This window comes from Citrobacter sp. Cpo037 (assembly GCF_030332945.1).
Classification (GTDB): domain Bacteria; phylum Pseudomonadota; class Gammaproteobacteria; order Enterobacterales; family Enterobacteriaceae; genus Citrobacter; species Citrobacter portucalensis.
Genome location: NZ_JAOWGW010000063.1, coordinates 96,295 through 119,745 on the forward strand (window position 1 = coordinate 96,295; position 23,451 = coordinate 119,745).

Below are 23,451 nucleotides of genomic sequence, written 5' to 3' on the forward strand. Positions count from 1 at the left end.
TTTTACCCTTTGCCTTCAATCCAAAAATATTATGAAGATAAACAAAAGATATCGGAGATAGAAGTGAAAGAAATAATCTCTCGTCATAAAGCAGGTGAGCATTTAGGTATTTGTTCTGTTTGTTCAGCCCATCCGCTGGTTATTGAATCTGCATTACGTTTTGATCTCAATACGAACACGAAAGTTCTAATCGAAGCGACCTCTAATCAGGTTAATCAGTTTGGTGGTTATACCGGGATGAAACCCGCTGATTTCCGTGACTTTGTCTATAGCATCGCACAAGCGGTTGGTTTTCCTCGCGAAAGGCTGATTCTGGGTGGCGATCATCTCGGCCCTAACTGCTGGCAAAACGAACCTGCGGCAGAAGCGATGGAAAAATCCGTAGCCTTAATCAAAGCTTACGTTGCCGCAGGGTTCAGCAAAATCCATCTTGATGCTTCGATGTCCTGTGCTGACGACCCAACGCCGTTAGATCCAATGGTTGTTGCCCAGCGAGCAGCCGTACTTTGCCAGGCCGCAGAAACAACGGCAACCGAAGAACAGAAACACCATCTGACTTACGTTATTGGAACAGAAGTTCCCGTACCAGGCGGAGAAGCCAGCACCATTGGCACCGTTCATGTCACACGCGAAGAAGATGCCGCCCGGACACTGGAAACCCATCAGGTTGCCTTCCGCGCATTAGGGCTTGAAGAGGCGTTAACTCGTGTAATCGCCATTGTGGTTCAACCCGGCGTCGAGTTCGATCACACCCAAATCATTCACTACCAACCACAAGCAGCAGAAGCGCTATCCGCCTGGATAAAAGAGACACCAATGGTCTACGAAGCGCATTCTACCGATTATCAAACCCGCCAGGCATACCGTGCTCTGGTACGCGATCACTATGCAATATTGAAAGTGGGTCCGGCACTCACCTTTGCCCTGCGCGAAGCTATTTTTGCTCTTGCGCAAATGGAAAATGAACTGATCTCCCCAGAACAACGGAGCCGGGTTCTGGAAGTAATTGACGAAGTAATGTTGAATGAACCGGACTACTGGAAAAAATATTATCGCCCAACCTGGAGCCAGGCGATGGTCGATATTCACTTCAGCCTCTCCGACCGTATTCGTTACTACTGGCCGCATCCCCGCATTCGTCAAAGTGTAGAGAAATTAATCACCAACCTTAATGACATCGCTTTACCACTGGGACTCATTAGCCAGTTTATGCCCGTGCAATTTGAACGCCTGACTGAAGGGACGTTAACCGCCACACCACACAATCTGATTATCGACAAAATCCAGGACGTTCTGCGCGCCTATCGCTTTGGTTGCGCACCAGTAATTGCCTGAAATCTGGAGAATATATGAGCCAACTTTTTGTTCGAACAGGAATTAACTTTAGCTCGTGTCAGCATGCGCTGACACATATTGGGGAGGAGATGCTGGCCAAAGGGGTCGTGTATGAAAGCTATCCGCAGGCCCTGATTGAGCGTGAAGCAACTTTTCCAACCGGAATAGCGCTGGAACGTCATGCCGTTGCGATTCCACATTGTGAAGCTGTGCATGCGATATCCCCTGCTATCTATCTGATTCGCCCGGATACACCGGTCAACTTTCAACAAGCAGATGATGACGAAGAGATAGCCGTCTCTTTAATTATCGCCTTAATCGTTGAGAACCCGACTGCGCAGCTGAAGCTCCTGCGTCGTCTGTTTAGTGAGCTACAAAACCCGAACACCATTGAAGCATTGCTGAATGCGCCTGATGCAGAACTGGCCATGCTCTTTCGGGAAAAAATCCTTGAGTCTGAGCCCTGCGCACAGGCTTGATAAAAAACTGATAATAAAAGGAATACCCTATGAAACGTAAAGTAATTGTGGCCTGTGGCGGTGCTGTAGCAACTTCAACAATGGCGGCAGAAGAAATTAAAGAACTCTGTGAAGCCAACAATATCCAACTCGACCTGGTTCAATGTCGGGTAACAGAAATCGAAACCTATATGGATGGAGCGGATCTTATCTGTACCACCGCCCGCGTTGACCGTACGTTTGGCGATATCCCAGTGGTCCACGGCATGCCTTTTGTTTCAGGTGTGGGTATCGAAGCATTACAGCAAAAAATACTGACTATCCTCGTGGGGTAACGCCATGTTTAGCGAAATAATGCGTTATATCCTCGACTTAGGTCCAACGGTTATGCTGCCGTTAGTGATCATCATCTTCTCAAAATTGCTGGGAATGAAGCTCGGGGATTGTTTTAAATCAGGTTTGCATATCGGGATTGGCTTCGTCGGTATCGGTCTGGTGATCGGCCTGATGCTGGACTCTATTGGCCCTGCCGCAAAAGCAATGGCAGAACAATTTCAAATCAACCTGCATGTCATCGATGTCGGTTGGCCAGGCTCATCACCAATGACCTGGGCTTCGCAAATTGCGTTAATTGCGATTCCAGTCGCCATTGGGGTGAATATCCTGATGCTGGTTACCCGCATGACCCGTGTGGTGAACGTCGACATCTGGAATATCTGGCATATGACGTTTACCGGTGCCATGTTGCATCTGGCGACCGGCTCATACTGGCTGGGCATTCTCGGCGTGGTTGTTCATGCCGCCTTCGTCTATAAACTGGGTGACTGGTTTGCCAAAGACACGCGCGACTTTTTTGGCCTGGAAGGCATTGCCATTCCACACGGTTCCTCGGCATACCTGGGCCCGATAGCTGTCCTGGTTGATACGATCATTGAAAAAATCCCCGGACTGAACCGCATTCATTTCAGCGCGGATGATGTCCAAAAACGCTTCGGACCCTTCGGCGAACCTGTAACCGTCGGTTTTGTGATGGGATTAGTGATCGGCATGCTGGCTGGATATGACGTTAAAGCTGTGCTGCAACTGGCGGTGAAAACGGCTGCCGTTATGTTGCTCATGCCGCGTGTCATTAAACCGATTATGGATGGCCTGACTCCTATTGCTAAACATGCCCGTAAACGCCTGCAGGCAAAATTTGGCGGGCAGGAGTTCTTAATCGGTCTGGATCCTGCACTACTGCTCGGCCATACGTCGGTGGTTTCCGCCAGTCTAATCTTTATCCCGCTGACCATTCTGATTGCTGTTCTGGTACCCGGAAACCAGGTTCTGCCATTCGGCGATCTCGCGACCATTGGTTTCTTTGTCGCCATGGCGGTAGCCGTTCATCAGGGGAACCTGTTCCGCACGCTGATCTCTGGCGTCATCATTATGGGTATCACCCTGTGGATAGCCACACAAACTATTGGTTTACATACCCAGCTTGCCGCTAATGCAGGCGCATTGAAAGCCGGTGGCATGGTGGCCTCAATGGATCAGGGCGGCTCCCCAATCACCTGGCTGCTAATCCAGCTCTTCACCTGGCAGAACGTGGTGGGCTTCATCATCATCGCTGCTATATACCTGTTGGGTGTATTGCTGACCTGGCGTCGGGCACGTAATTTCGTGGCGGCTGAAAAAGCGGCAGCCATAACGGAAAGCCAGACCGCATCTTAATTTCTGGGGAGCATTTGCTCCCCTTCACATTTCTGGAGACACTTATGAAATCAGTGGTTATTCACGCTGAGGGCGACGTACGCGTTGAAGAACGTCCCATACCACAACTGCAAACTGATGAAGATGTATTGGTCAAAGTGGTCAGTTCAGGGCTTTGCGGCTCAGACATTCCCCGTATCTTCAATCATGGTGCGCACTATTATCCAATCACGCTCGGGCATGAGTTCAGTGGTTATGTTGAGTCCTACGGCGCAAGCGTAACCGACTTACAACCCGGTGATGCCGTGGCCTGCGTACCGCTGCTTCCCTGCTTTCATTGCCCTCAGTGCGAGCGGGGATACTTCTCGTTATGTAAACAATATCAGTTTGTCGGTTCACGAAGCGAAGGCGGGAACGCGGAATATGTGGTTGTAAAACGCGCCAACCTGTTCCGCCTGCCTTCAGATATGCCGATTGATGATGGCGCATTCATTGAACCGATTACCGTCGGTCTGCATGCTTTTCATCTGGCTCAGGGATGCGAAGGGAAAAATGTGATTATCGTTGGTGCTGGTACTATCGGTTTGCTGGCAATGCAATGTGCCCGTGAACTCGGTGCAAAAAGTATCACGGCGATTGATATCAACCCGCAAAAGCTGGCATTAGCAAAAGAACTGGGGGCAACCCATGTGTTTAATAGTCGTGAGATGAGTGCGGCTGAGATCCACGCGGGCCTGGAAAATATTCAGTTTGACCAACTCGTGCTGGAAACAGCGGGAACCCCGCAAACTGTGACGCTGTCGATTGAGATTGCAGGCCCTCGTGCTCAACTAGCGTTAGTCGGCACATTGCATCACGATCTGACGCTTGCTTCAGGTGTCTTTGGGCAAATATTACGTAAAGAATTAACCATTCTTGGCAGTTGGATGAACTATTCCAGCCCATGGCCTGGAGAAGAGTGGGAAACCGCTGCCCGTTTATTGACGGAAAAACGCCTACAGCTTGAGCCGTTAATTGCTCACACTGGCGATGCCGAAAGCTTTGCCAGCGCCGTCAAGTCACTCCACGGCGCGCCGATGCAAGGAAAAATTCTACTCAAACTATCCTGAACCCATGAGCCAGCAACCTGCGCTGGCTCACATTTACTTTCGAAATTTAGCGTTCACCTTTCGCAATCCTTCGATTAAACTAGTGATAATTAAATTATCAGGCAAATCAATATGAACTCATTTGAGAGAAGGAATAAAATTGTCGACCTGATTAACACGCAAGGCAGCGTACTGGTAATGGACCTTTCGAATACCTTTGGTATTTCTGAAGTAACCATTCGCGCCGACCTACGGTTATTAGAAGAGAAGGGTCTGGTCACCCGTTTTCACGGCGGTGCGGCAAAACCAGGAAGCCATCTGGCTGAAGGTGACAATCAGGAAGTGTTATTAGAAGATCGGTATCAGCTTGCCAGTGATCCCAAAAAACGGATTGCCCAGGCCGCAACGGCAATGGTTGAGGAAGGAATGACCGTAATTCTGGATAGCGGAAGCACCACTTTATTGATTGCTGAAGCGCTAAACCGAAAAAGTAATATCACCGTTATTACCAATAGCCTGCCTGCCGCGTTCACGTTATCGGAAAACAAAGACATTACGCTGGTCGTCTGCGGCGGCACTGTGCGCCACAAAACGCATTCAATGCATGGCACTATCGCTGAACGTTCCCTACAAGGAATAAGCGCTGACCTGATGTTCGTGGGCGCTGACGGGATTGATGCTACTAACGGTATTACGACCTTCAACGAAGGTTATTCGATTAGTAGCGTGATGGCGGCGGCAGCACATAAGGTCATTGCCGTACTGGACGCGACAAAATTTAATCGACGTGGTTTTAATCAGGTGCTGCCAATGGAAAAGATTAACTGCGTAATAACCGACGACAGTATCAGCAAACAGGATAAATCAGCGCTGGCCAAAACAGGCGTTGAACTGCTGGTCGTTTAAATTACCCGCCACATCCCCCTTTTGTCGCGCCAACGCGTTGCAGTTTACCTTTTAGCTGCAACGCTTTCAGATAGCGTTCTACGGTCCGGGCTGAGATTTCACACTCATTAGCGATACTTTTGGCGGATCTGCTCGGCTGATTCGACAATATTTGTAGAATGCGTTTGTCTATATCCAGTAAATCAGCCGACATTTCTTCCGACAAGGCTGATGGTTTTCCCAATCCCTCCTGCAAAGCAGAGATAAAGAGGAGATGCCCTACCAGCCATCGCAGCCCAATGCCCCATCAACTCACCAATTTCAATGACCTGGATGAGGATCAATGGAGTGACCACGAAAGGCGGTTGGTAGGTGCTCACTTTTACTCTCCCTGCTGTTCCAGCGCGTGCTTATACAACGCATTTTTTTTCACGCCATGGATTTCAGCAGCCAGCGCGGCGGCCTTTTTCAGCGGCAGTTCTGCCTGCAATAAGGCCAACGTACGCAGCGCATCGGCAGGAAGGTCGTCTTCCTGCGCTTTATGCCCTTCGACAATCAGCACCATTTCACCTTTACGACGGTTTTCATCTTCCTTGACCCACGCCAGCAATTCACCGACCGGTGCACCGTGAATAGTTTCCCAGGTTTTGGTCAGCTCGCGCGCCAGCACCACGTAACGGGATTCGCCCCACACGGCAACCATGTCTTCCAGGCTATCCAGCAAGCGGTGGGTAGATTCATAAAAAATAAGCGTACGCGGCTCGGCCTCAATGGCTTTCATCGCATCACGACGCCCTTTCGATTTGGCAGGCAGAAATCCTTCATAGCAAAAACGGTCTGAAGGCAGGCCTGCAGCGCTCAGGGCAGCAATCGCCGCACAAGGACCAGGCAGAGGAACAACGCGGATCCCCGCTTCGCGACAGGTACGCACCAGATGGTAGCCAGGATCGTTAATCAGCGGCGTTCCGGCATCGGAAACCAGCGCAATGTTTTGTCCTTCTTTGAGCTTCGCGACCAGCGTTTCGGCCTTTTGCTGCTCGTTGTGGTCATGTAGCGCGAACAGACGCGCGTTAATCGCGAAGTGTTGTAACAATAATCCTGTATGACGAGTGTCTTCAGCGGCAATCAAATCAACGGCTTGTAAAACTTCGAGCGCTCGTTGGGTAATATCAGCCAAATTTCCTATAGGAGTAGGTACAATAAAGAGTTGGCCTTGAGAATTATCCGCCGATTCGTGTTGTTTCATTGTGTCGTCCGTATTGCCGATTTAATATTGAGCATTGAGTAAAAAAATATCACTGGATACAGTATGGTACCCTCAACATTTTCTCGTTTGAAAGCCGCACGCGCGCTACCAGTCATTCTGGCAGCACTGATTTTCGCAGGCTGTGGCACCCAGGCGCCAGACCAGAGTGCAGCCCATATGCAGGGCACTGCGCAGGCTGATTCCGGCTTTTATCTGCAACAAATGCAGCAAAGCTCAGATGATAGCAAGACCAACTGGCAATTACTCGCCATTCGTGCACTGCTGAAAGAAGGCAAGAGCCAGCAGGCAATCGAACTGTTTAACCAGCTACCGCAGAAGCTAAGCGATACCCAGCAGCGTGAGCAGTCACTGCTGGCCGTCGAGATTAAGCTCGCGCAGAAAGATGTCGCTGGCGCACAGGCCCTGCTGGATAAGTTAACTCCCGCCGATTTCGATCAAAACCAACAGGCACGCTACTGGCAGGCGCAAATCGACGTCAACCAGGGTCGTCCATCTCTGACGCTGCTGCGCGCCCTGATCGCCCAGGAACCGCTGCTGGCCGCGAATGCTAAGCAGAAAAATATGGACGCCACCTGGCAGGCGCTGTCGTCCATGACCCAGGAGCAAGCGCAGGCGCTGGTCATCAATGCTGATGAAAATGTGCTGCAAGGCTGGTTGGATCTTCAGCGCGTCTGGTTCGATAACCGTAACGATCCGGACATGATGAAAGCCGGTATTGCGGACTGGCAGAAACGTTATCCGCAAAACCCAGGGGCAAAACTGTTACCAACACAGTTGGTTAACGTGCAGAGCTTTAAGCCCGCCTCCACCAGCAAAATCGCCCTGCTGCTGCCGCTGAACGGTCAGGCCGCTGTATTTGGCCGTACTATTCAGCAAGGCTTTGAAGCTGCGAAAAACATGGGCACTCAACCTGTCGCAGCCCCTGTTGCTGTCGCACCTGCCGCAGTTCCAGCAGCTACGACTACTACGGAACAGCCGCAAACGACTGACGGCGTTGCCAGCCCGTCTCAGGCGTCAGTAAGCGATCTGACCAACGAGACGCCGGCTCAGCCAGAAACACCTGCTGTGCAGCCCGCAGCACCCGCTCAGCCAACAACCGCCAGCGCACCGGCGAATCCGTCCGCTGAGCTGAAAATCTACGACACTTCATCACAGCCGCTGAACCAGATCCTGACTCAGGTTCAGCAGGATGGCGCCAGCATCGTGGTTGGCCCGCTGTTGAAGAACAATGTTGAAGAGCTGATGAAAAGCAACACGCCATTGAACGTCCTGGCGCTTAACCAGCCGGAGTCGGTGAAAAATCTGCCGAACGTCTGCTACTTCGCCCTGTCGCCAGAAGATGAAGCGCGCGACGCCGCACGCCACATCCGCGATCAGGGAAAACAGACGCCGCTGTTGTTGATTCCACGGAGTTCATTAGGCGATCGCGTTGCCAACGCCTTTGCACAGGAATGGCAAAAACTGGGTGGCGGCGTGGTATTGCAGCAGAAGTTCGGCTCCACCGCTGAACTTAAAATGGGCGTCAACGGCGGCTCAGGGATTTCCCTGACAGGCAGCCCGGTGGCCTCCTCTGTGCCAGCCCAACCCGGCGTGACGATTGGCGGTCTGACCATCCCGGCAGCACCTACCGATGCGCAAATCACCGGCGGTAGCGGTCGTGTTGATGCCGTGTATATTCTGGCGACGCCGGAAGAAATTGCATTTATTAAGCCGATGATCGCCATGCGCAACGGCAGCCAGAGCGGAGCAACACTGTACGCCAGCTCTCGTAGTGCGCAGGGCACTGCCGGCCCGGATTTCCGTCTGGAGATGGAAGGCTTGCAGTACAGCGAAATTCCGATGCTGGCAGGCGCTAACGCGCCTCTCATGCAGCAGGCGCTTGGCGCGGTTCGTAACGACTACTCGCTGGCGCGTATGTATGCCATGGGTGTCGATGCCTGGTCGCTTGCCAACCACTTCTCGCAAATGCGTCAGGTGCAGGGTTTCGAAATTAACGGTAATACCGGGGCCTTAACCGCAACGCAGGATTGTGTGATTAACAGGAAGTTATCATGGCTCAAATACCAGCAAGGACAAGTCGTCCCCGCCAGTTAACGAGTAAACAGACCGGTGACGCGTGGGAATCCACCGCGCGTGACTGGCTGCTGAGCAAGGGACTGCATTTTATCGCCGCCAACGTGCGTGAACGTGGCGGCGAAATCGACTTGATAATGCGTGAAGGCAACACCACCGTATTTGTTGAGGTTCGCTACCGACGCTCAGCACAGTTCGGCGGTGCGGCGGCGAGTGTGACCCGGAGCAAACAACACAAATTATTACAGACCGCCCGCTTGTGGCTTGCGCGCCACAATGGGAGTTTTGATACTGTGGATTGCCGGTTCGATGTGTTAGCCTTCACCGGAAATGATGTTGAGTGGTTTAAGGACGCGTTCAACGACCGCTCATAGTTGAAGATTCAGAGCCTGGTTCTTAAGGATTAGCGTGTTAGATAGAATTAAAGTCTGCTTTACAGAAAGCATTCAAACTCAGATAGCTGCGGCTGAAGCACTTCCGGATGCAATCTCCCGTGCCGCCATGACGCTGGTTCAGTCCCTGCTCAATGGCAACAAAATTCTCTGTTGTGGTAATGGGACGTCCGCTGCCAACGCACAGCATTTTGCTGCCAGCATGATCAATCGTTTTGAAACAGAACGCCCAAGTTTACCTGCGATTGCACTAAATACTGATAATGTGGTCTTAACTGCGATTGCCAACGATCGCCTGCACGACGAAGTTTATGCAAAACAAGTCCGTGCGCTGGGACATGCAGGTGATGTTCTGCTGGCAATCTCTACGCGTGGTAATAGCCGCGATATCGTAAAAGCCGTTGAAGCCGCCGTGACACGCGACATGACAATCGTCGCGCTGACCGGGTATGACGGAGGGGAACTGGCCGGATTACTGGGGCCACAGGATGTTGAAATCCGTATTCCCTCACACCACAGCGCCCGCGTTCAGGAAATGCACATGCTGACGGTCAACTGCCTTTGCGATCTTATCGATAACACGCTTTTCCCTCACCAGGATGATTAAGGAGTACACATGAAGGCATTTTCGCCGCTTGCTGTGATTATCGCTGCACTGCTGCTGCAAGGCTGTGTCGCTGCTGCCGTTGTCGGAACTGCTGCTGTCGGCACCAAAGCCGCGACGGATCCTCGCAGCGTCGGCACTCAGGTAGATGACGGAACCCTGGAATTACGCGTCAATACGGCGTTGTCGAAAGATGCCCAAATCAAGAAAGAAGCGCGAATCAACGTGAGCGCTTATCAGGGTAAAGTGCTGCTGGTCGGCCAGTCGCCGAATAGCGAACTGTCTGCACGTGCAAAACAGATTGCGATGGGCGTAGAAGGTACGACTGAGGTCTTTAATGAGATCCGTCAGGGCCAGCCAATTGGTCTGGGCGATGCGTCCAACGATACCTGGATAACCACCAAAGTACGTTCCCAGTTACTGACCAGCGATCAGGTGAAATCCTCTAACGTGAAAGTAACGACTGAGAACGGGGAAGTGTTCCTGTTAGGTCTGGTGACCGAGCGTGAAGCGAAGGCGGCGGCGGATATCGCCAGCCGGGTAAGCGGCGTGAAACGCGTCACGACAGCCTTTACGTTTATTAAGTAACACGCCTGTAGATGGCATCTTATCCGGCCTATAGAACGTAATCGTTTGTAGGCCGGATAAGCGTCAGCGCCATCCGGCATTTTTTATTTAGCCCTTTCGCGTAGCTCGGAAGAGGTCAGGATCGAAACCCCTTCATGCCCAGGCGCCAGCGCTTCTGCCAGCATTGCCCGAGCAACATCGCGCGCTTCAATCGACTTCCAGTTACCCGGCAGCAGCCTGAACAACGGCGCTAAAAACATCTCATTCGTCCGCTGCTTGTCCCTATCACCCAGGAGCATTGAAGGCCGGACAATCGTCAGCCGTGGCCAATTCTGCGCGATCAGCGCCTGCTCCATTTCACCTTTCACCCGATTATAAAAAAACGGTGAATTCGCATTGGCGCCCATCGAACTCACTACCAGCATATGCTGGGCGCCTAACCTACGTCCCGTCAGGGCCGTATCTACCACCAGCGTATAGTCAGCATGGATAAACGCCTCTTTGCTGCCCGCTTCACGCCGGGTAGTCCCCAAACAACAAAAGACAATATCGACCGGATCGGTGACCTGCGCCAGAGCATCGGTTAGCTGCGGATCATGGGGGTTATAGATACCAACCGTATCTGCCAGCGGTCGACGCGTTGGTGCCGTGATGGCATTGACCCGGGGTTCATTGAGCAGCATACGCAGCAAATGTCCGCCCACCAGCCCCGTGGCTCCCGTTATTAACACCTGACTCATCGCTTATCTTCCCCAGGGTCTTCAATCACTCTTCTAACTATAGATCACGCAGCCAGTGCATCTTTTTACCGAAACCCAGCGTGTTGTCCGTAAATTTGACTTCATCCAGTCGAATCTCCCATACGGGCGCTGGCAGCATTCTGGCAACGGGGAAACGGCGGTTGTAGGCTTTACGCGCGTCTTCGCTCTCCTGCCCCTCAAGACGCCGGATTTCCCCTTTAAACTGTACGCCACGAATCAGAGCGACGGTTTTAGGCTGACCGTTTACTGTACCGGCAATCGGCGCGCGGGGTCCGGACATCTGCGCATGACGCGTTTTCTCTTCAGTCAGCACATAGAACACCATCTTCTGCGCATCAAACAGGTAAAACGCATTGGCGCACCACAATTCACCTTCATGGTGTACGCACCAGGTCACGACGTGCTGTTTTGCCAGCCAGCGAGACACCGCAGTCAGTGTTTCCATTTCTGTTCTCTTTTATACTGTAGGCCTGAAAATTATCACGTCGATGGTGACAATGACACCCTGGTATCTGTACCTGATCCGTACCGCGGACAACGCCTTATACACCGGAATAACCACCGATGTGCAGCGCCGCTATAAGCAGCATCAAAGTGGGAAAGGCGCGAAGGCGCTACGCGGAAAGGGGGAACTCACGTTGGCATTTGCGGCGCAGGTTGGCGACCGTTCACTGGCCCTGCGCATAGAGTATCGCGTCAAACAGCTCACCAAGCGGCAGAAAGAGCGCCTTGTCGAAGGCGAAGGGCTTGAGGCGCTACTGAGCAGCCTGCAAACCCCGGAGCTTAAAAACGATTGAAGTGGTCGTGGTATTCCACAAGGCCCGTCACGCCTTCCAGCGCATCGTCCGCCAGGCGATGAACCTGGAACGCGCTTTCGGTGCCCGGCCAGCGGCAACGCAGGTCATGATGGGCCGCCAGCTCAAAGCCAAAGCGGCTGTACAGGGCCGGATCCCCCAGCGTAACCACAGCTGCGTAGCCAAACTCGTTCAGTGAATCGAGTCCTTCATAGACCAGCTGACGCGCCAGGCCCTGCCCCCGGTAGTTTTCATCCACCGCGAGCGGCGCCATGCCGACCCATTGCAGATCTTCACCCTGAACATCGACTGGGCTGAACGCGACGTAACCCACTACCTGACCTTCGTCATCGGTAGCAACCAGACCCAGCGTTAAGAAACCATCTTCACGCAGGTCGTGCACTAATTTCGCTTCCGCATCGCTCTCAAATGAACGGCGCAGCAGCGCATCAATACCTGGGGCATCAATGGGAATTTCAACTCGAATCAGCATGGCTCACCTACCGAGGTCTGTTTGGTTTCTGGCGACGTTTTCATCCCCGCCTCAACAAAATCTGCCAACTGCATCAGCATGACGCGCAACGCTTTAGGCATCTGCTCCAGTTCGATGGCATCCATCAGATTTTTTACGTATAGCCCTAATTCTGTATCACCTTCAATCACCAGACGACGCTGGAAGAAAAGCGTATCCGGATCCTGCTTGCGGGCCACGATCATCAGCAGATCGCTGGCATCGGCGCTAAAACTCACATCCGCATCTGCATTCTGGCTGACGATAAGTTTATCGTTCTCAACAGAGGTATACCATTTGAGGTCAATGTCACGCACATGAATGCTCAGCCAGCGACCTTCGAGAAACTCCAGCTCCCCATCGGCCAGCGCCTGACTAAACTGCCAGCTCAGGACCTGCTCCAGAACCTGGCGCTTCAGCGCAAAGGGCGTCAGTTTAACTGGTACACTCATCAGAGAAGGACCAAATTGTACTAAGCGTGAACGCAGTTTATCCAACACGAGCTTTACTCCCTGTTTCAATAGTCCTGCTATTTTGCCATATCAAATAAACGACATAGCGGCATAAATCAACAATTCGATGCGAAATTGTTACCTCTTTATTGGTGTCACCAATACGACTTTAACTGCCTCAAATCAAAAATTGTCTCAGCAAGGTTAACTAAAATCCCCATTCGTTAACATTTCTGCGCCCATCACGGCGCAACGGTCAGGATAAATTATGGAGCTGCTCTGCCCTGCCGGAAACCTACCGGCGCTTAAGGCGGCCATCGAGAACGGCGCTGATGCTGTCTACATCGGGCTGAAAGATGATACCAACGCCCGTCATTTCGCCGGCCTTAATTTTACCGAGAAAAAATTGCAGGAAGCGGTGAGTTTTGTCCATCAGCACCGCCGTAAGCTGCACATTGCGATTAACACCTTTGCGCACCCGGATGGTTACGCGCGCTGGCAACGTGCCGTGGATATGGCAGCACAACTCGGTGCAGATGCGCTGATCCTTGCCGACCTCGCCATGCTTGAGTATGCCGCAGAGCGCTACCCGCATATTGAGCGCCATGTCTCTGTTCAGGCATCTGCAACCAATGAAGAGGCAATTAATTTCTATCATCGCAACTTTGACGTCGCCCGTGTGGTACTGCCGCGCGTGCTGTCTATTCATCAGGTGAAACAGCTTGCTCGCGTCACGCCAGTTCCCCTGGAAGTGTTCGCCTTCGGTAGCCTGTGCATTATGGCGGAAGGCCGTTGCTATCTTTCATCCTATCTGACGGGTGAGTCTCCTAACACGGTTGGTGCCTGCTCGCCTGCCCGTTTTGTCCGCTGGCAACAGACCCAACAAGGGCTGGAATCCCGTCTTAATGAAGTGCTGATCGACCGCTACCAGGACGGAGAAAACGCCGGTTATCCGACGCTATGTAAAGGTCGCTATCTGGTTGACGGCGAGCGTTATCATGCGCTGGAAGAACCCACCAGCCTGAACACGCTTGAGCTGCTGCCGGAACTGCTGGCAGCCAATATTGCCTCGGTGAAAATCGAAGGACGTCAGCGCAGCCCGGCCTATGTCAGTCAGGTGGCGAAAGTGTGGCGTCAGGCGATCGACCGCTGTATGGCCGACCCGCAAAACTACGTCCCGCAGGCCGCGTGGATGGAAACGCTCGGTTCAATGTCCGAAGGCACACAGACCACGCTTGGCGCGTATCACCGTAAATGGCAGTGAGAGAAGCAATGAAATATTCCTTAGGGCCGGTGCTGTGGTACTGGCCGAAAGAAACGCTGGAAGATTTTTATCAGCAGGCTGCCGTAAGCCAGGCCGACGTTATCTATCTTGGTGAAGCGGTATGCAGTAAACGCCGCGCCACCAAAGTGGGCGACTGGCTCGATATGGCGAAATCGCTCGCTGGCAGCGGTAAACAAGTTGTGCTGTCAACACTGGCGCTGGTGCAGGCCTCTTCTGAACTGGGAGAGCTGAAGCGCTATGTCGAAAACGGTGACTTCCTGCTGGAAGCCAGCGACCTCGGGGTGGTAAACATGTGCGCCGAGCGTAAGCTGCCGTTTGTCGCCGGGCATGCGCTCAACTGCTACAACGCAGTTACCCTGCGTATGCTGCTCAAACAAGGCATGGTGCGCTGGTGTATGCCGGTAGAGCTTTCCCGCGACTGGCTGGCAAACCTGCTCAACCAGTGTGATGAGCTGGGTATTCGCAATCAGTTTGAAGTTGAGGTGCTGAGCTACGGGCATCTGCCGCTGGCGTACTCTGCCCGCTGCTTTACCGCACGCTCTGAAGACCGTCCAAAAGACGAGTGTGAAACCTGCTGCATAAAATATCCGAACGGGCGCAATGTGCTGTCGCAGGAGAATCAGCAGGTCTTTGTCCTCAACGGGATCCAGACCATGAGCGGCTATGTTTACAACCTCGGCAACGAACTGACATCGATGCAGGGGTTGGTTGATATTGTGCGTCTGTCCCCTTCAGGCACTGAAACATTCGCCATGCTCGACGCCTTCCGCGCCAATGAAAATGGCAGTGCCCCATTACCGCTTGCTGCCCACAGTGACTGTAACGGCTACTGGAAGCGACTGGCTGGACTGGAGCTGCAGGACTAGCCGGATACGGCATAAATGCCTTATCGGGCCTACAAATAGCGATCCCGTAGGTCCGATAAGCGCAGCGCCATCGGGCATGTTATATTCGGTACCCGCCGTATAAAGCTCACTTTGTTAACAACATTCGCTAATCTTTAATGCAGTATTAAAAGATTAACCGGTAACAAAGTGAGCCATTATGACTGACAAAACTATTCCGTTCTCGGTGCTGGATCTGGCGCCGATCCCTGAAGGATCCTCGGCAAAAGAGGCCTTCACACACTCGCTTGATCTCGCTCAACTGGCCGAAAAACGCGGTTACCACCGCTATTGGCTGGCGGAACATCACAACATGACCGGCATCGCCAGCGCTGCTACCTCAGTGCTGATTGGTTATCTGGCTGCTAATACCACCACGCTGCATCTCGGGTCTGGCGGCGTGATGCTGCCTAACCATTCGCCGCTGGTGATCGCCGAGCAGTTCGGTACCCTGAATACGCTGTATCCGGGACGAATCGATCTCGGGCTTGGTCGCGCACCGGGCAGCGATCAGCCAACCATGCGCGCACTGCGCCGCCATATGAGCGGTGATATCGATAACTTCCCACGCGATGTCGCTGAACTGGTGGACTGGTTCGACGCCCGCGATCCTAATCCCCATGTACGCCCGGTTCCCGGCTACGGCGAGCAGATCCCCGTCTGGTTATTAGGCTCCAGCCTGTACAGCGCACAACTGGCGGCCCAGCTTGGTCTGCCGTTTGCCTTCGCCTCGCACTTTGCTCCGGATATGCTGCACCAGGCATTGCATCTGTATCGCAGCCAATTCAAGCCCTCAGTGCGGCTGGAAAAACCGTATGCGATGGTGTGCATCAACATCATAGCCGCCGACAGCAATCGCGACGCCGAGTTTCTTTTCACCTCCATGCAGCAGGCATTTGTGAAGCTGCGTCGTGGCGAAACCGGCCAGCTACCGCCGCCGGTAGAGAATATGCATCAGCTGTGGTCCGCTTCTGAGCAGTACGGCGTACAACAGGCGCTGAGCATGTCGCTGGTCGGTGATAAGGCAAAAGTGCGACATGGTCTCGACGCCATTTTGCGTGAAACCCAGGCTGATGAGATTATGGTTAACGGCCAGATTTTTGATCATCAGGCACGTCTACATTCGTTTGATTTGGCGATGGATGTGAAGCAGGAATTATTGGGATAGTACTATTTGTGCCGGATGGCGGCTACGCCTTATCCGGCCTACACGGTGATGTAGGCCCGGTAAGCGTAGCACCACCGGGCAACGGTTTTACTGATAAACCGGTAACAAATTAACGCTCGACAGAATATGGATAACCGCGTTGCCGATACCGAATACCAGGATCAGCGCAATCATCGGCTTACCGCCCCAGACACGGAATTTCGGGCTACCGAAACGCTCGCGAGATTTACGGGCCAGCAGCGCCGGAACAATGGCGGCCCAGATGGTTGCCGCGAGTCCTGCATAGCCAATGGCGTACAGGAAACCGTTCGGCCATAGCAAGCCACCGATAATTGGCGGGACAAACGTCAGCAATGCCGTTTTGAAACGTCCCATTGCCGAGTCATCAAAGCCAAACAGATCCGCCAGATAGTCAAACAGACCGAGCGTAACACCGAGGAATGAACTCGCCACCGCAAAGTTGGAGAACACCACCAGCAGCAGATCCAGACTGCGGCTATTTAACACACCGCTCAGCGCCTGTACCAGCACATCAATGTTACCGCCTTGCTGTGCAATACCAATAAATTCCGGACGCGGGATATTACCCATCGTCCCCAGTAACCACACGGTATACAGCACCAGCGCCAGCAGCGTGCCGTAAACCAGACACTTAACGATGGTCTTCGGATCTTTGCCGTAGTACTTCATCAGGCTCGGGACGTTGCCGTGATAGCCGAATGAGGCCAGACAGAACGGCAGCGTCATCAGCAGGTACGGCGTATACGAAGCGTTGCTTTCCGCCACGTTAAACAACGTTGTGGGCTGAACGTGCCCTAATAAACTGCCGAAAGTCAGGAAAAAGGTAATTACCTTCGCACCCAGCACAATCGCCGTCATGCGGCTCACCGCTTTGGTGCTTAACCACACCACAAACGCCACCAGCAGCGCAAAACCAAGACCTGCCGCACGTGCAGGAACGTTCAACGACATCTCCGAGAAGGTGTGGTGCAGGATTGATCCACTCGCCGAGATATACGCGTAGGTCAGAATATAGAGAACGAAAGCAATCGAGATGCCGTTCACCACGTTCCAGCCTTTGCCCAGCAGATCTTTCGTGATGGTGTCAAAACTGGAGCCAATGCGGTAATTGAGGTTAGCTTCAAGGATCATCAGCCCGGAGTGCAGCATGCAGAACCAGGTAAAGATCAGCGCCGCCATTGACCAGAAGAACCACGCCCCGGACATGACCACTGGCAGAGAAAACATCCCCGCGCCAATAATGGTGCCGCCGATGATCACCACGCCGCCGAGCAGCGAAGGTGACGTTTGGGTGGTGGTTAGTGTTGCCATTTAGCCATCTCTCCAGTCATTTATCTTGTGACTACATCTCAATGTGCTGCACTGTACCAGTACACGAGTACAATTGAAATAAAAAAAGCCCCGATTGTTGAGATCGGGGCCGTATATTTTACTTTACAGCTATAAAGCTAAAAGGCTTATGCATCACCGCCGAAACGACGACGACCAGCAGAGTCATCACGGCGCGGAGCAGAAGAATCGTCACGACGCGGACCACGGTTGCCTTCACGACGTTCGCCGCTGAAACGACGACCATCGCCACGACCGCCTTCACGACGTTCACCGCTAAAGTTACGACCTTCACCGCGACCGCCTTCACGACGCTCACCGCTGAAACGACCACCGCCACGACGCTCACCACCGGTGTGCGGAACTGCATCGCCAACCAGCTGCATGTTCATCGGCTTGTTCAGGATGCGAGTACGGGTAAAGTGCTGCAGCACGTCGCCCGGCATACCTTTCGGCAGTTCGATGGTGGAGTGGGAAGCAAACAGCTTGATGTTACCGATGTAACGGCTGCTGATATCACCTTCGTTAGCAATCGCACCAACGATATGACGAACTTCAACACCGTCATCACGGCCCACTTCAATGCGGTACAGCTGCATGTCACCAACGTCACGACGTTCACGACGCGGACGGTCTTCACCACCACGGTCATTACGGTCACGAGGGCCACGATCGTTGCGGTCACGCGGACCACGGTCATCACGGTCGCGGAATTCGCGTTTCGGACGCATCGGCGCATCTGGCGGCAGGATCAGAGGACGTTCGCCCTGAGCCATTTTCAGCAGTGCAGCTGCCAGCGTTTCGATATCCAGCTCTTCTTCCGGCTGCATTTTCGCCAGCAGAGCACGGTACTGATCCAGATCGCTACTTTCCAGCTGCTGCTGTACTTTAGCGGCGAATTTTTCCAGACGGCGTTTGCCCAGCAGATCTGCGTTCGGCAGTTCTACTTCCGGAATAGTCAGCTTCATGGTGCGTTCGATGTTACGCAGCAGACGACGCTCGCGGTTCTCAACGAACAGCAGCGCACGACCCGCACGACCCGCACGACCGGTACGGCCGATACGGTGAACGTAAGACTCGGAATCCATCGGGATGTCGTAGTTGACAACCAGGCTGATACGCTCAACGTCCAGGCCACGGGCCGCAACGTCGGTGGCAATCAGAATATCCAGACGACCATCTTTCAGACGCTCCAGAGTCTGCTCACGCAGGGACTGGTTCATGTCGCCGTTCAGTGCAGCGCTGCTATAACCGCTACGCTCCAGCGCTTCTGCTACTTCCAGGGTCGCATTTTTGGTACGAACGAAGATAATCGCCGCATCAAAGTCTTCTGCTTCCAGGAAACGCACCAGCGCTTCATTTTTACGCATGCCCCACACAGTCCAGTAGCTCTGGCTGATGTCAGGACGGGTAGTGACGCTGGACTGAATGCGTACTTCCTGCGGCTCTTTCATAAAGCGGCGGGTAATACGACGAATCGCTTCCGGCATGGTTGCAGAGAACAGAGCGGTCTGATGACCTTCCGGGATCTGCGCCATGATGGTTTCAACGTCTTCGATGAAGCCCATACGCAGCATTTCGTCAGCTTCGTCCAGTACCAGACCGCTCAGTTTGGAGAGGTCCAGAGTACCGCGCTTCAGGTGATCCAGCAGACGACCCGGCGTACCGACGACGATCTGTGGCCCCTGACGCAGGGCACGTAATTGCACGTCATAACGCTGGCCGCCGTACAGGGCAACCACGTTCACGCCGCGCATGTGTTTAGAGAAATCCGTCATGGCTTCTGCAACCTGAACCGCCAGTTCGCGGGTCGGTGCCAGCACCAGAATCTGAGGTGCCTTCAGCTCAGGATCAAGATTGTTGAGCAGCGGTAAAGAGAACGCTGCAGTTTTGCCGCTACCTGTCTGGGCCATACCCAGAACATCGCGGCCGCCCAGCAGATGCGGAATGCACTCTGCCTGGATTGGAGATGGTTTTTCGTAACCCAGATCGTTAAGGGCTTCAAGGATAGGAGCCTTCAGGCCCAGATCTGCAAAAGTGGTTTCGAATTCAGCCATGTAGTACGTGTGCCTCAAAATTAATGGCGGCCAGTCTACATAACTCATCATGAAATTGATCTGCAATTTTCATTGAAAAGTGTGAACCGGCTCAAAGTAGGTGTATTAACGAACAACAACGCCCTCACCCGTGAAGGTGATGGCAATCAAAAAAGATTACGGGCTGATGTGTACGTCAGCTATTGCTGGTCCGATTCTGCCAGGTCATCTTGGTCCTGGCCCAGGAGCGATAATTCCAACAATGCGTATCGGTGCTCAACAAAGTTATGAACGTTGTTAGCCACCGCCAGTTTGAACAATGCCGTAGCGTTGTCCAAATCCCCCAGACTTAGGTAGTACTTACCTAAATAGAAGTTGGTTTCACTGAGATGCTCAGCGAGCGAGGTGTTATCCGTTGCGTCCGCCTTCAGGCGTTCCATCAGCGTTGCTTCGCTAATGTTGCCCAGGTAGAACTCGACAATGTTCCATCCCCATTGCTCTTTATCCGATTTTTCAAAGCGTTGCTTCAACGCTTCTTTAGCCTGCTTCTCATCGAGCTTCTGCTCGGCAAGATAAAGCCACAGACTACGGAAAGGATCATTGGGATCGTCTTGATAAAACGCTAGCAGATCATCTTGCGCTAACTTGTCGCGACCGCCGTAATACAATGCGATACCGCGATTTAAGTGCGCGTAGTTGTAAGTTGGATCAAGCTCAAGTACAGAATCAAACGCTTCATAGGCAGCATCAAAATTGCCTGCCTGCGTTAAATATATACCTAAGTAATTGAATACTTCAGGCATATCTGGTCGGATTGCCAGCGCTTGTGAAAAATCATTTCGCGCCAGTGCCCTCAGACCGAGACTATCATACAACACTCCGCGCTCATATAAAAGCTGTGCGCGTTCGTCATCGGTTAAAGCCCGACTGGCAAGAATTTGTTCCATACGTGCCAGAATCACTTCCTGCTGCAAAGTCGGTTGCAATGGTACTGCGAGGACTTCACTCTTTCGCCAGGCGGAATTACTGCATCCAGCCAGCGTGAGTGCTGTCGCAACGAAACACCAGCGCAAAAAAGGCTTCATTTCCCACTCCCGAAGACAACGATTGAATGAACGTCCAGGTTCCCCGGTTGCTAACAAGGCATCCTGCCGGGTTAAAGGCCCTCCGCTTTCACGGAGGGCAATGGCAACCTTACTCGCCCTGGCTTGCCGGAGCTTCCGGTTCGCCTGCAGGCTGAGACTGCTCAGTTGCTTCTTTAATGCTCAGACGTACACGGCCCTGGCGATCAACTTCCAGAACTTTGACCGGTACTTCCTGGCCCATCTGCAGGTAGTCGGTCACTTTCTCTACGCGCTTGTCAGCGATCTGAGAGATGTGTACCAGACCTTCTTTACCGCCACCGATGGCAACGAATGCGCCAAAGTCAACGATACGGGTCACTTTACCATTGTAGATACGGCCAACTTCGATCTCTGCGGTGATCTCTTCGATACGACGGATAGCATATTTCGCTTTCTCACCGTCGGTCGCAGCAATCTTCACGGTACCATCATCTTCGATTTCAATGGTGGTGCCGGTTTCTTCGGTCAGAGCACGGATAACAGAACCGCCTTTACCGATAACGTCTTTGATCTTGTCCGGGCTGATCTTGATGGTGTGGATACGCGGAGCGAACTGAGAAATATCGCCGCGCGGAGCGTTGATCGCTTGTTCCATCACACCCAGGATGTGCAGACGCGCACCTTTAGCCTGGTTCAGAGCAACCTGCATGATTTCTTTGGTGATACCTTCAATTTTGATATCCATCTGCAGTGCAGAGATACCGTCGCGGGAACCCGCCACTTTGAAGTCCATATCGCCCAGGTGGTCTTCGTCGCCCAGGATGTCAGACAGAACAACAAAGTTGTCGCCTTCTTTCACCAGACCCATCGCGATACCCGCAACGGCGGCTTTGATCGGCACACCTGCGTCCATCAGCGCCAGGGAAGCACCACATACGGAAGCCATGGAAGAAGAACCGTTAGATTCGGTGATTTCAGAAACCACACGCACGGTGTACGGGAATTTATCCAGTTCCGGCATTACTGCCAGTACGCCACGCTTCGCCAGACGGCCGTGACCAATCTCACGACGCTTCGGAGAACCGACCATACCGGTTTCACCTACGCAGTACGGAGGGAAGTTGTAGTGGAACAGGAAGTTGTCAGTACGCTCGCCCATCAGTTCGTCGAGGTTCTGCGCATCACGCGTGGTGCCCAGGGTCGCAGTAACCAGCGCCTGAGTTTCGCCACGGGTGAACAGTGCGGAACCGTGGGTACGCGGCAGAACGCCAGTACGCACGTCCAGGCCACGGATCATGTCTTTTTCACGGCCATCGATGCGCGGCTCGCCTGCCAGTACGCGGCTACGAACAACGTTTTTCTCGATAGCGTGCAGGATTTCACCCAGTTCGTTAGCGTCCAGGGTTTCGTCTTCAGCCACCAGAGTCGCGATGGTTTCAGACTTGATCACGTCAACCTGAGCATAACGCTCTTGTTTGTCAGTGATACGGTAAGCATCGCTCAAGCGAGCTTCTGCCAGTGCGGCAACACGCGCGTTCAGCGCTTCGTTGACGGCTTCTGGCTGCCAGTCCCAACGCGGTTTGCCAGCTTCTTTCGCCAGCTCGTTGATCGCCTGAATCACAACCTGCTGCTGTTCGTGACCGAACACAACAGCGCCCAGCATCTGATCTTCGCTCAGCAGTTCAGCTTCGGATTCAACCATCAGTACGGCTGCTTCAGTACCTGCAACAACCAGGTCCAGCTTGCTTTCTTTCAGTTCGTCCTGAGTCGGGTTCAGTACGTACTGGTCATTGATGTAACCAACACGTGCAGCACCGATCGGGCCGTTGAATGGGATACCAGACAGCGTCAGCGCAGCAGATGCACCAATCATTGCCACGATGTCCGGGTTAACCTGCGGGTTAACAGAAACAACGGTCGCGATAACCTGAACTTCGTTAACGAAGCCTTCCGGGAACAGCGGGCGAACCGGGCGGTCAATCAGACGCGCGATCAGGGTTTCGCCTTCGCTCGGACGGCCTTCACGACGGAAGAAGCTACCCGGGATACGGCCAGCAGCGTAGGTACGCTCCTGATAGTTAACGGTCAGCGGGAAAAAGTCCTGGCCTGGTTTCGCTTTTTTCTGGCCAACAACGGTAACGAATACCGCGGTGTCATCCATGCTAACCATAACAGCGGCAGTCGCCTGACGCGCCATCATGCCGGTTTCCAGCGTAACGGTATGCTGACCGTACTGGAATTTACGAACGATCGGATTAAGCAAAATAATATCCTTTCTCTATTTTTTGACGGCACATTTTTGCGCCATCGTTAATACCCGATCTTCTGCGCATCCTCGCGACTAATGACAACCCTAACCCATAAGCATGAGTAAAGCCTCTCATTAGCCGCGCGAACCTCTGCAACGGAAGATCATTCATAGCAACAATACATTAGTTTCCAGCGAATTGCTGCCATCTGCTGGAAAAAAGGGGCCATGAAGGCCCCCTCTTTCTGAAACTCGAAAGAATTAGCGACGCAGGCCCAGACGCTCGATCAGCGCGGTGTAACGTGCAACATCTTTACGTTTCAGGTAGTCGAGCAGTTTACGACGCTGAGAAACCATGCGCAGCAGACCACGACGGCTGTGGTGATCTTTTTTGTGCTCTGCAAAGTGGCCCTGCAGGTGGTTAATCTGTGCAGTCAACAGAGCAACCTGAACATCGGTAGAACCGGTGTCGTTTGCATCACGACCAAACTCAGAAACGATTTTAGCGGTAGCTTCAGTACTTAGAGACATTTTAAA

Annotated in this window: 26 protein-coding genes and 1 pseudogene; 14 read left to right on the forward strand and 13 right to left on the reverse strand. The window is 53.0% G+C overall.

The window, feature by feature from the left end:
• Window positions 1-63 precede the first annotated feature (63 nt).
• The 6 genes from gatZ to OGX94_RS13585 all read left to right on the forward strand — a co-directional run bounded on the left by gatZ (window position 64) and on the right by OGX94_RS13585 (window position 5,479).
• Window positions 64-1,335 carry a tagatose-bisphosphate aldolase subunit GatZ gene (gene gatZ / locus OGX94_RS13560; RefSeq protein WP_003828612.1) on the forward strand — a complete coding sequence of 424 codons (1,272 nt, stop codon included), beginning with the start codon at window positions 64-66 and terminating at the stop codon, window positions 1,333-1,335.
• Between the two features lie 14 nt (window positions 1,336-1,349).
• Entirely contained in the window at window positions 1,350-1,814 is a 465-nt protein-coding gene (gene gatA / locus OGX94_RS13565) for a PTS galactitol transporter subunit IIA (protein ID WP_003828615.1), read from the forward strand.
• 29 nt (window positions 1,815-1,843) lie between these two features.
• Complete coding sequence (gene gatB / locus OGX94_RS13570; RefSeq protein ID WP_003828616.1) at window positions 1,844-2,128, forward strand: PTS galactitol transporter subunit IIB; 285 nt, start codon at window positions 1,844-1,846, stop codon at window positions 2,126-2,128.
• Between the two features lie 4 nt (window positions 2,129-2,132).
• Window positions 2,133-3,506, forward strand: a complete 1,374-nt coding sequence (locus tag OGX94_RS13575) for a galactitol-specific PTS transporter subunit IIC (RefSeq protein WP_003828618.1) — start codon at window positions 2,133-2,135, stop codon at window positions 3,504-3,506.
• Window positions 3,507-3,550: 44 nt separating this feature from the next.
• Window positions 3,551-4,594: a galactitol-1-phosphate 5-dehydrogenase gene (gatD, locus tag OGX94_RS13580; protein ID WP_003828619.1), complete on the forward strand. Its 1,044-nt coding sequence runs from the start codon at window positions 3,551-3,553 to the stop codon at window positions 4,592-4,594.
• A gap of 111 nt (window positions 4,595-4,705) precedes the next feature.
• The gene (locus OGX94_RS13585; protein ID WP_003828620.1) at window positions 4,706-5,479 is read left to right on the forward strand and encodes a DeoR/GlpR family DNA-binding transcription regulator; all 774 of its coding nucleotides are present in this window, start codon (window positions 4,706-4,708) and stop codon (window positions 5,477-5,479) included.
• Between the two features lies 1 nt (window position 5,480).
• Here the strand turns inward: OGX94_RS13585 and OGX94_RS13590 are convergent, their stop codons facing one another.
• The 3 genes and pseudogenes from OGX94_RS13590 to rsmI all read right to left on the reverse strand — a co-directional run bounded on the left by OGX94_RS13590 (window position 5,481) and on the right by rsmI (window position 6,704).
• Window positions 5,481-5,672, reverse strand: coding sequence for a winged helix-turn-helix transcriptional regulator (locus tag OGX94_RS13590; RefSeq protein WP_249420745.1), 192 nt, complete (start codon window positions 5,670-5,672; stop codon window positions 5,481-5,483).
• Window positions 5,673-5,724: 52 nt separating this feature from the next.
• Window positions 5,725-5,838, reverse strand: a pseudogene (locus OGX94_RS24970) (Fic family protein); the annotation flags it as partial.
• A gap of 2 nt (window positions 5,839-5,840) precedes the next feature.
• On the reverse strand, window positions 5,841-6,704 hold the full coding sequence (gene rsmI, locus OGX94_RS13600) for a 16S rRNA (cytidine(1402)-2'-O)-methyltransferase (protein ID WP_003024942.1): 864 nt from the start codon (window positions 6,702-6,704) through the stop codon (window positions 5,841-5,843).
• A gap of 63 nt (window positions 6,705-6,767) precedes the next feature.
• Here rsmI and OGX94_RS13605 point away from each other — a divergent pair, with 63 nt between their 5' ends.
• From OGX94_RS13605 to dolP, 4 genes are read left to right on the forward strand one after another with little or no spacing between them, the layout of a single operon-like run.
• On the forward strand, window positions 6,768-8,819 hold the full coding sequence (locus tag OGX94_RS13605) for a penicillin-binding protein activator (RefSeq protein ID WP_197385473.1): 2,052 nt from the start codon (window positions 6,768-6,770) through the stop codon (window positions 8,817-8,819).
• The gene (locus OGX94_RS13610; protein WP_003828625.1) at window positions 8,777-9,172 is read left to right on the forward strand and encodes a YraN family protein; all 396 of its coding nucleotides are present in this window, start codon (window positions 8,777-8,779) and stop codon (window positions 9,170-9,172) included. Before OGX94_RS13605 ends, OGX94_RS13610 begins: the two co-directional genes overlap by 43 nt.
• A gap of 34 nt (window positions 9,173-9,206) precedes the next feature.
• Window positions 9,207-9,797, forward strand: coding sequence for a DnaA initiator-associating protein DiaA (gene diaA, locus OGX94_RS13615; protein WP_003024948.1), 591 nt, complete (start codon window positions 9,207-9,209; stop codon window positions 9,795-9,797).
• A 9-nt stretch (window positions 9,798-9,806) separates the two neighbouring features.
• The gene (gene dolP / locus OGX94_RS13620; protein WP_003024954.1) at window positions 9,807-10,382 is read left to right on the forward strand and encodes a division/outer membrane stress-associated lipid-binding lipoprotein; all 576 of its coding nucleotides are present in this window, start codon (window positions 9,807-9,809) and stop codon (window positions 10,380-10,382) included.
• A gap of 83 nt (window positions 10,383-10,465) precedes the next feature.
• Here dolP and OGX94_RS13625 read toward each other — a convergent pair whose 3' ends face one another.
• Together OGX94_RS13625 and OGX94_RS13630 are read right to left on the reverse strand one after the other, a co-directional pair.
• On the reverse strand, window positions 10,466-11,101 hold the full coding sequence (locus OGX94_RS13625) for an NAD(P)H-binding protein (protein ID WP_003828632.1): 636 nt from the start codon (window positions 11,099-11,101) through the stop codon (window positions 10,466-10,468).
• Between the two features lie 37 nt (window positions 11,102-11,138).
• Window positions 11,139-11,567: a YhbP family protein gene (locus OGX94_RS13630; protein WP_003828634.1), complete on the reverse strand. Its 429-nt coding sequence runs from the start codon at window positions 11,565-11,567 to the stop codon at window positions 11,139-11,141.
• Between the two features lie 52 nt (window positions 11,568-11,619).
• Between OGX94_RS13630 and OGX94_RS13635 the strand changes: the two genes are divergently transcribed.
• A complete protein-coding gene (locus tag OGX94_RS13635) occupies window positions 11,620-11,919 on the forward strand; it encodes a GIY-YIG nuclease family protein (protein WP_003828636.1) in 300 nt (99 codons plus the stop codon).
• Here OGX94_RS13635 and OGX94_RS13640 read toward each other — a convergent pair.
• Together OGX94_RS13640 and ubiT are read right to left on the reverse strand one after the other, a co-directional pair.
• Complete coding sequence (locus OGX94_RS13640) at window positions 11,906-12,409, reverse strand: GNAT family N-acetyltransferase (RefSeq protein WP_003024966.1); 504 nt, start codon at window positions 12,407-12,409, stop codon at window positions 11,906-11,908. The two genes, OGX94_RS13635 and OGX94_RS13640, sit on opposite strands and share 14 nt — an antisense overlap.
• A complete protein-coding gene (gene ubiT, locus OGX94_RS13645) occupies window positions 12,403-12,927 on the reverse strand; it encodes a ubiquinone anaerobic biosynthesis accessory factor UbiT (RefSeq protein ID WP_003828637.1) in 525 nt (174 codons plus the stop codon). Before ubiT ends, OGX94_RS13640 begins: the two co-directional genes overlap by 7 nt.
• Window positions 12,928-13,147: 220 nt before the next feature.
• Between ubiT and ubiU the strand changes: the two genes are divergently transcribed.
• The 3 genes from ubiU to OGX94_RS13660 all read left to right on the forward strand — a co-directional run bounded on the left by ubiU (window position 13,148) and on the right by OGX94_RS13660 (window position 16,216).
• The gene (ubiU, locus tag OGX94_RS13650; RefSeq protein WP_003024971.1) at window positions 13,148-14,143 is read left to right on the forward strand and encodes a ubiquinone anaerobic biosynthesis protein UbiU; all 996 of its coding nucleotides are present in this window, start codon (window positions 13,148-13,150) and stop codon (window positions 14,141-14,143) included.
• Window positions 14,144-14,151: 8 nt separating this feature from the next.
• The gene (locus OGX94_RS13655; protein ID WP_412098584.1) at window positions 14,152-15,030 is read left to right on the forward strand and encodes a U32 family peptidase; all 879 of its coding nucleotides are present in this window, start codon (window positions 14,152-14,154) and stop codon (window positions 15,028-15,030) included.
• A gap of 178 nt (window positions 15,031-15,208) precedes the next feature.
• Window positions 15,209-16,216 (forward strand): luciferase-like monooxygenase, encoded by a 1,008-nt coding sequence (locus tag OGX94_RS13660; RefSeq protein WP_126956980.1) that lies wholly within the window; start codon window positions 15,209-15,211, stop codon window positions 16,214-16,216.
• Window positions 16,217-16,303: 87 nt separating this feature from the next.
• Here OGX94_RS13660 and mtr read toward each other — a convergent pair whose 3' ends face one another.
• The 6 genes from mtr to rpsO form a co-directional block, all read right to left on the reverse strand.
• Window positions 16,304-17,548, reverse strand: a complete 1,245-nt coding sequence (mtr, locus tag OGX94_RS13665; RefSeq protein WP_003828642.1) for a tryptophan permease — start codon at window positions 17,546-17,548, stop codon at window positions 16,304-16,306.
• Window positions 17,549-17,694: 146 nt separating this feature from the next.
• A complete protein-coding gene (locus OGX94_RS13670; RefSeq protein WP_003828643.1) occupies window positions 17,695-19,623 on the reverse strand; it encodes a DEAD/DEAH family ATP-dependent RNA helicase in 1,929 nt (642 codons plus the stop codon).
• Window positions 19,616-19,696 carry a protein YrbN gene (gene yrbN, locus OGX94_RS13675; protein ID WP_010723222.1) on the reverse strand — a complete coding sequence of 27 codons (81 nt, stop codon included), beginning with the start codon at window positions 19,694-19,696 and terminating at the stop codon, window positions 19,616-19,618. The genes OGX94_RS13670 and yrbN overlap by 8 nt, the downstream gene beginning before the upstream one ends.
• Before the next feature lie 106 nt (window positions 19,697-19,802).
• Entirely contained in the window at window positions 19,803-20,687 is an 885-nt protein-coding gene (gene nlpI, locus OGX94_RS13680) for a lipoprotein NlpI (RefSeq protein WP_003024982.1), read from the reverse strand.
• Window positions 20,688-20,796: 109 nt separating this feature from the next.
• Complete coding sequence (gene pnp, locus OGX94_RS13685; protein ID WP_008785911.1) at window positions 20,797-22,929, reverse strand: polyribonucleotide nucleotidyltransferase; 2,133 nt, start codon at window positions 22,927-22,929, stop codon at window positions 20,797-20,799.
• 246 nt (window positions 22,930-23,175) lie between these two features.
• Entirely contained in the window at window positions 23,176-23,445 is a 270-nt protein-coding gene (gene rpsO, locus OGX94_RS13690; RefSeq protein WP_000059465.1) for a 30S ribosomal protein S15, read from the reverse strand.
• Between the last annotated feature and the right edge of the window lie 6 nt (window positions 23,446-23,451).

Coding starts and splice junctions, on each gene's coding strand:
- gatA (WP_003828615.1), top strand. CDS start 1,350: ATGAGCCAACTTTTTGTTCGAACAGGAATTAACTTTAGCTCGTGTCAG.
- gatB (WP_003828616.1), top strand. CDS start 1,844: ATGAAACGTAAAGTAATTGTGGCCTGTGGCGGTGCTGTAGCAACTTCA.
- OGX94_RS13575 (WP_003828618.1), top strand. CDS start 2,133: ATGTTTAGCGAAATAATGCGTTATATCCTCGACTTAGGTCCAACGGTT.
- gatD (WP_003828619.1), top strand. CDS start 3,551: ATGAAATCAGTGGTTATTCACGCTGAGGGCGACGTACGCGTTGAAGAA.
- OGX94_RS13585 (WP_003828620.1), top strand. CDS start 4,706: ATGAACTCATTTGAGAGAAGGAATAAAATTGTCGACCTGATTAACACG.
- OGX94_RS13590 (WP_249420745.1), bottom strand. CDS start 5,672: ATGTCGGCTGATTTACTGGATATAGACAAACGCATTCTACAAATATTG.
- rsmI (WP_003024942.1), bottom strand. CDS start 6,704: ATGAAACAACACGAATCGGCGGATAATTCTCAAGGCCAACTCTTTATT.
- OGX94_RS13605 (WP_197385473.1), top strand. CDS start 6,768: ATGGTACCCTCAACATTTTCTCGTTTGAAAGCCGCACGCGCGCTACCA.
- OGX94_RS13610 (WP_003828625.1), top strand. CDS start 8,777: ATGGCTCAAATACCAGCAAGGACAAGTCGTCCCCGCCAGTTAACGAGT.
- dolP (WP_003024954.1), top strand. CDS start 9,807: ATGAAGGCATTTTCGCCGCTTGCTGTGATTATCGCTGCACTGCTGCTG.
- OGX94_RS13625 (WP_003828632.1), bottom strand. CDS start 11,101: ATGAGTCAGGTGTTAATAACGGGAGCCACGGGGCTGGTGGGCGGACAT.
- OGX94_RS13630 (WP_003828634.1), bottom strand. CDS start 11,567: ATGGAAACACTGACTGCGGTGTCTCGCTGGCTGGCAAAACAGCACGTC.
- OGX94_RS13635 (WP_003828636.1), top strand. CDS start 11,620: ATGACACCCTGGTATCTGTACCTGATCCGTACCGCGGACAACGCCTTA.
- OGX94_RS13640 (WP_003024966.1), bottom strand. CDS start 12,409: ATGCTGATTCGAGTTGAAATTCCCATTGATGCCCCAGGTATTGATGCG.
- ubiU (WP_003024971.1), top strand. CDS start 13,148: ATGGAGCTGCTCTGCCCTGCCGGAAACCTACCGGCGCTTAAGGCGGCC.
- OGX94_RS13655 (WP_412098584.1), top strand. CDS start 14,152: ATGAAATATTCCTTAGGGCCGGTGCTGTGGTACTGGCCGAAAGAAACG.
- OGX94_RS13660 (WP_126956980.1), top strand. CDS start 15,209: ATGACTGACAAAACTATTCCGTTCTCGGTGCTGGATCTGGCGCCGATC.
- mtr (WP_003828642.1), bottom strand. CDS start 17,548: ATGGCAACACTAACCACCACCCAAACGTCACCTTCGCTGCTCGGCGGC.
- OGX94_RS13670 (WP_003828643.1), bottom strand. CDS start 19,623: ATGGCTGAATTCGAAACCACTTTTGCAGATCTGGGCCTGAAGGCTCCT.
- yrbN (WP_010723222.1), bottom strand. CDS start 19,696: ATGAAAATTGCAGATCAATTTCATGATGAGTTATGTAGACTGGCCGCC.
- nlpI (WP_003024982.1), bottom strand. CDS start 20,687: ATGAAGCCTTTTTTGCGCTGGTGTTTCGTTGCGACAGCACTCACGCTG.
- rpsO (WP_000059465.1), bottom strand. CDS start 23,445: ATGTCTCTAAGTACTGAAGCTACCGCTAAAATCGTTTCTGAGTTTGGT.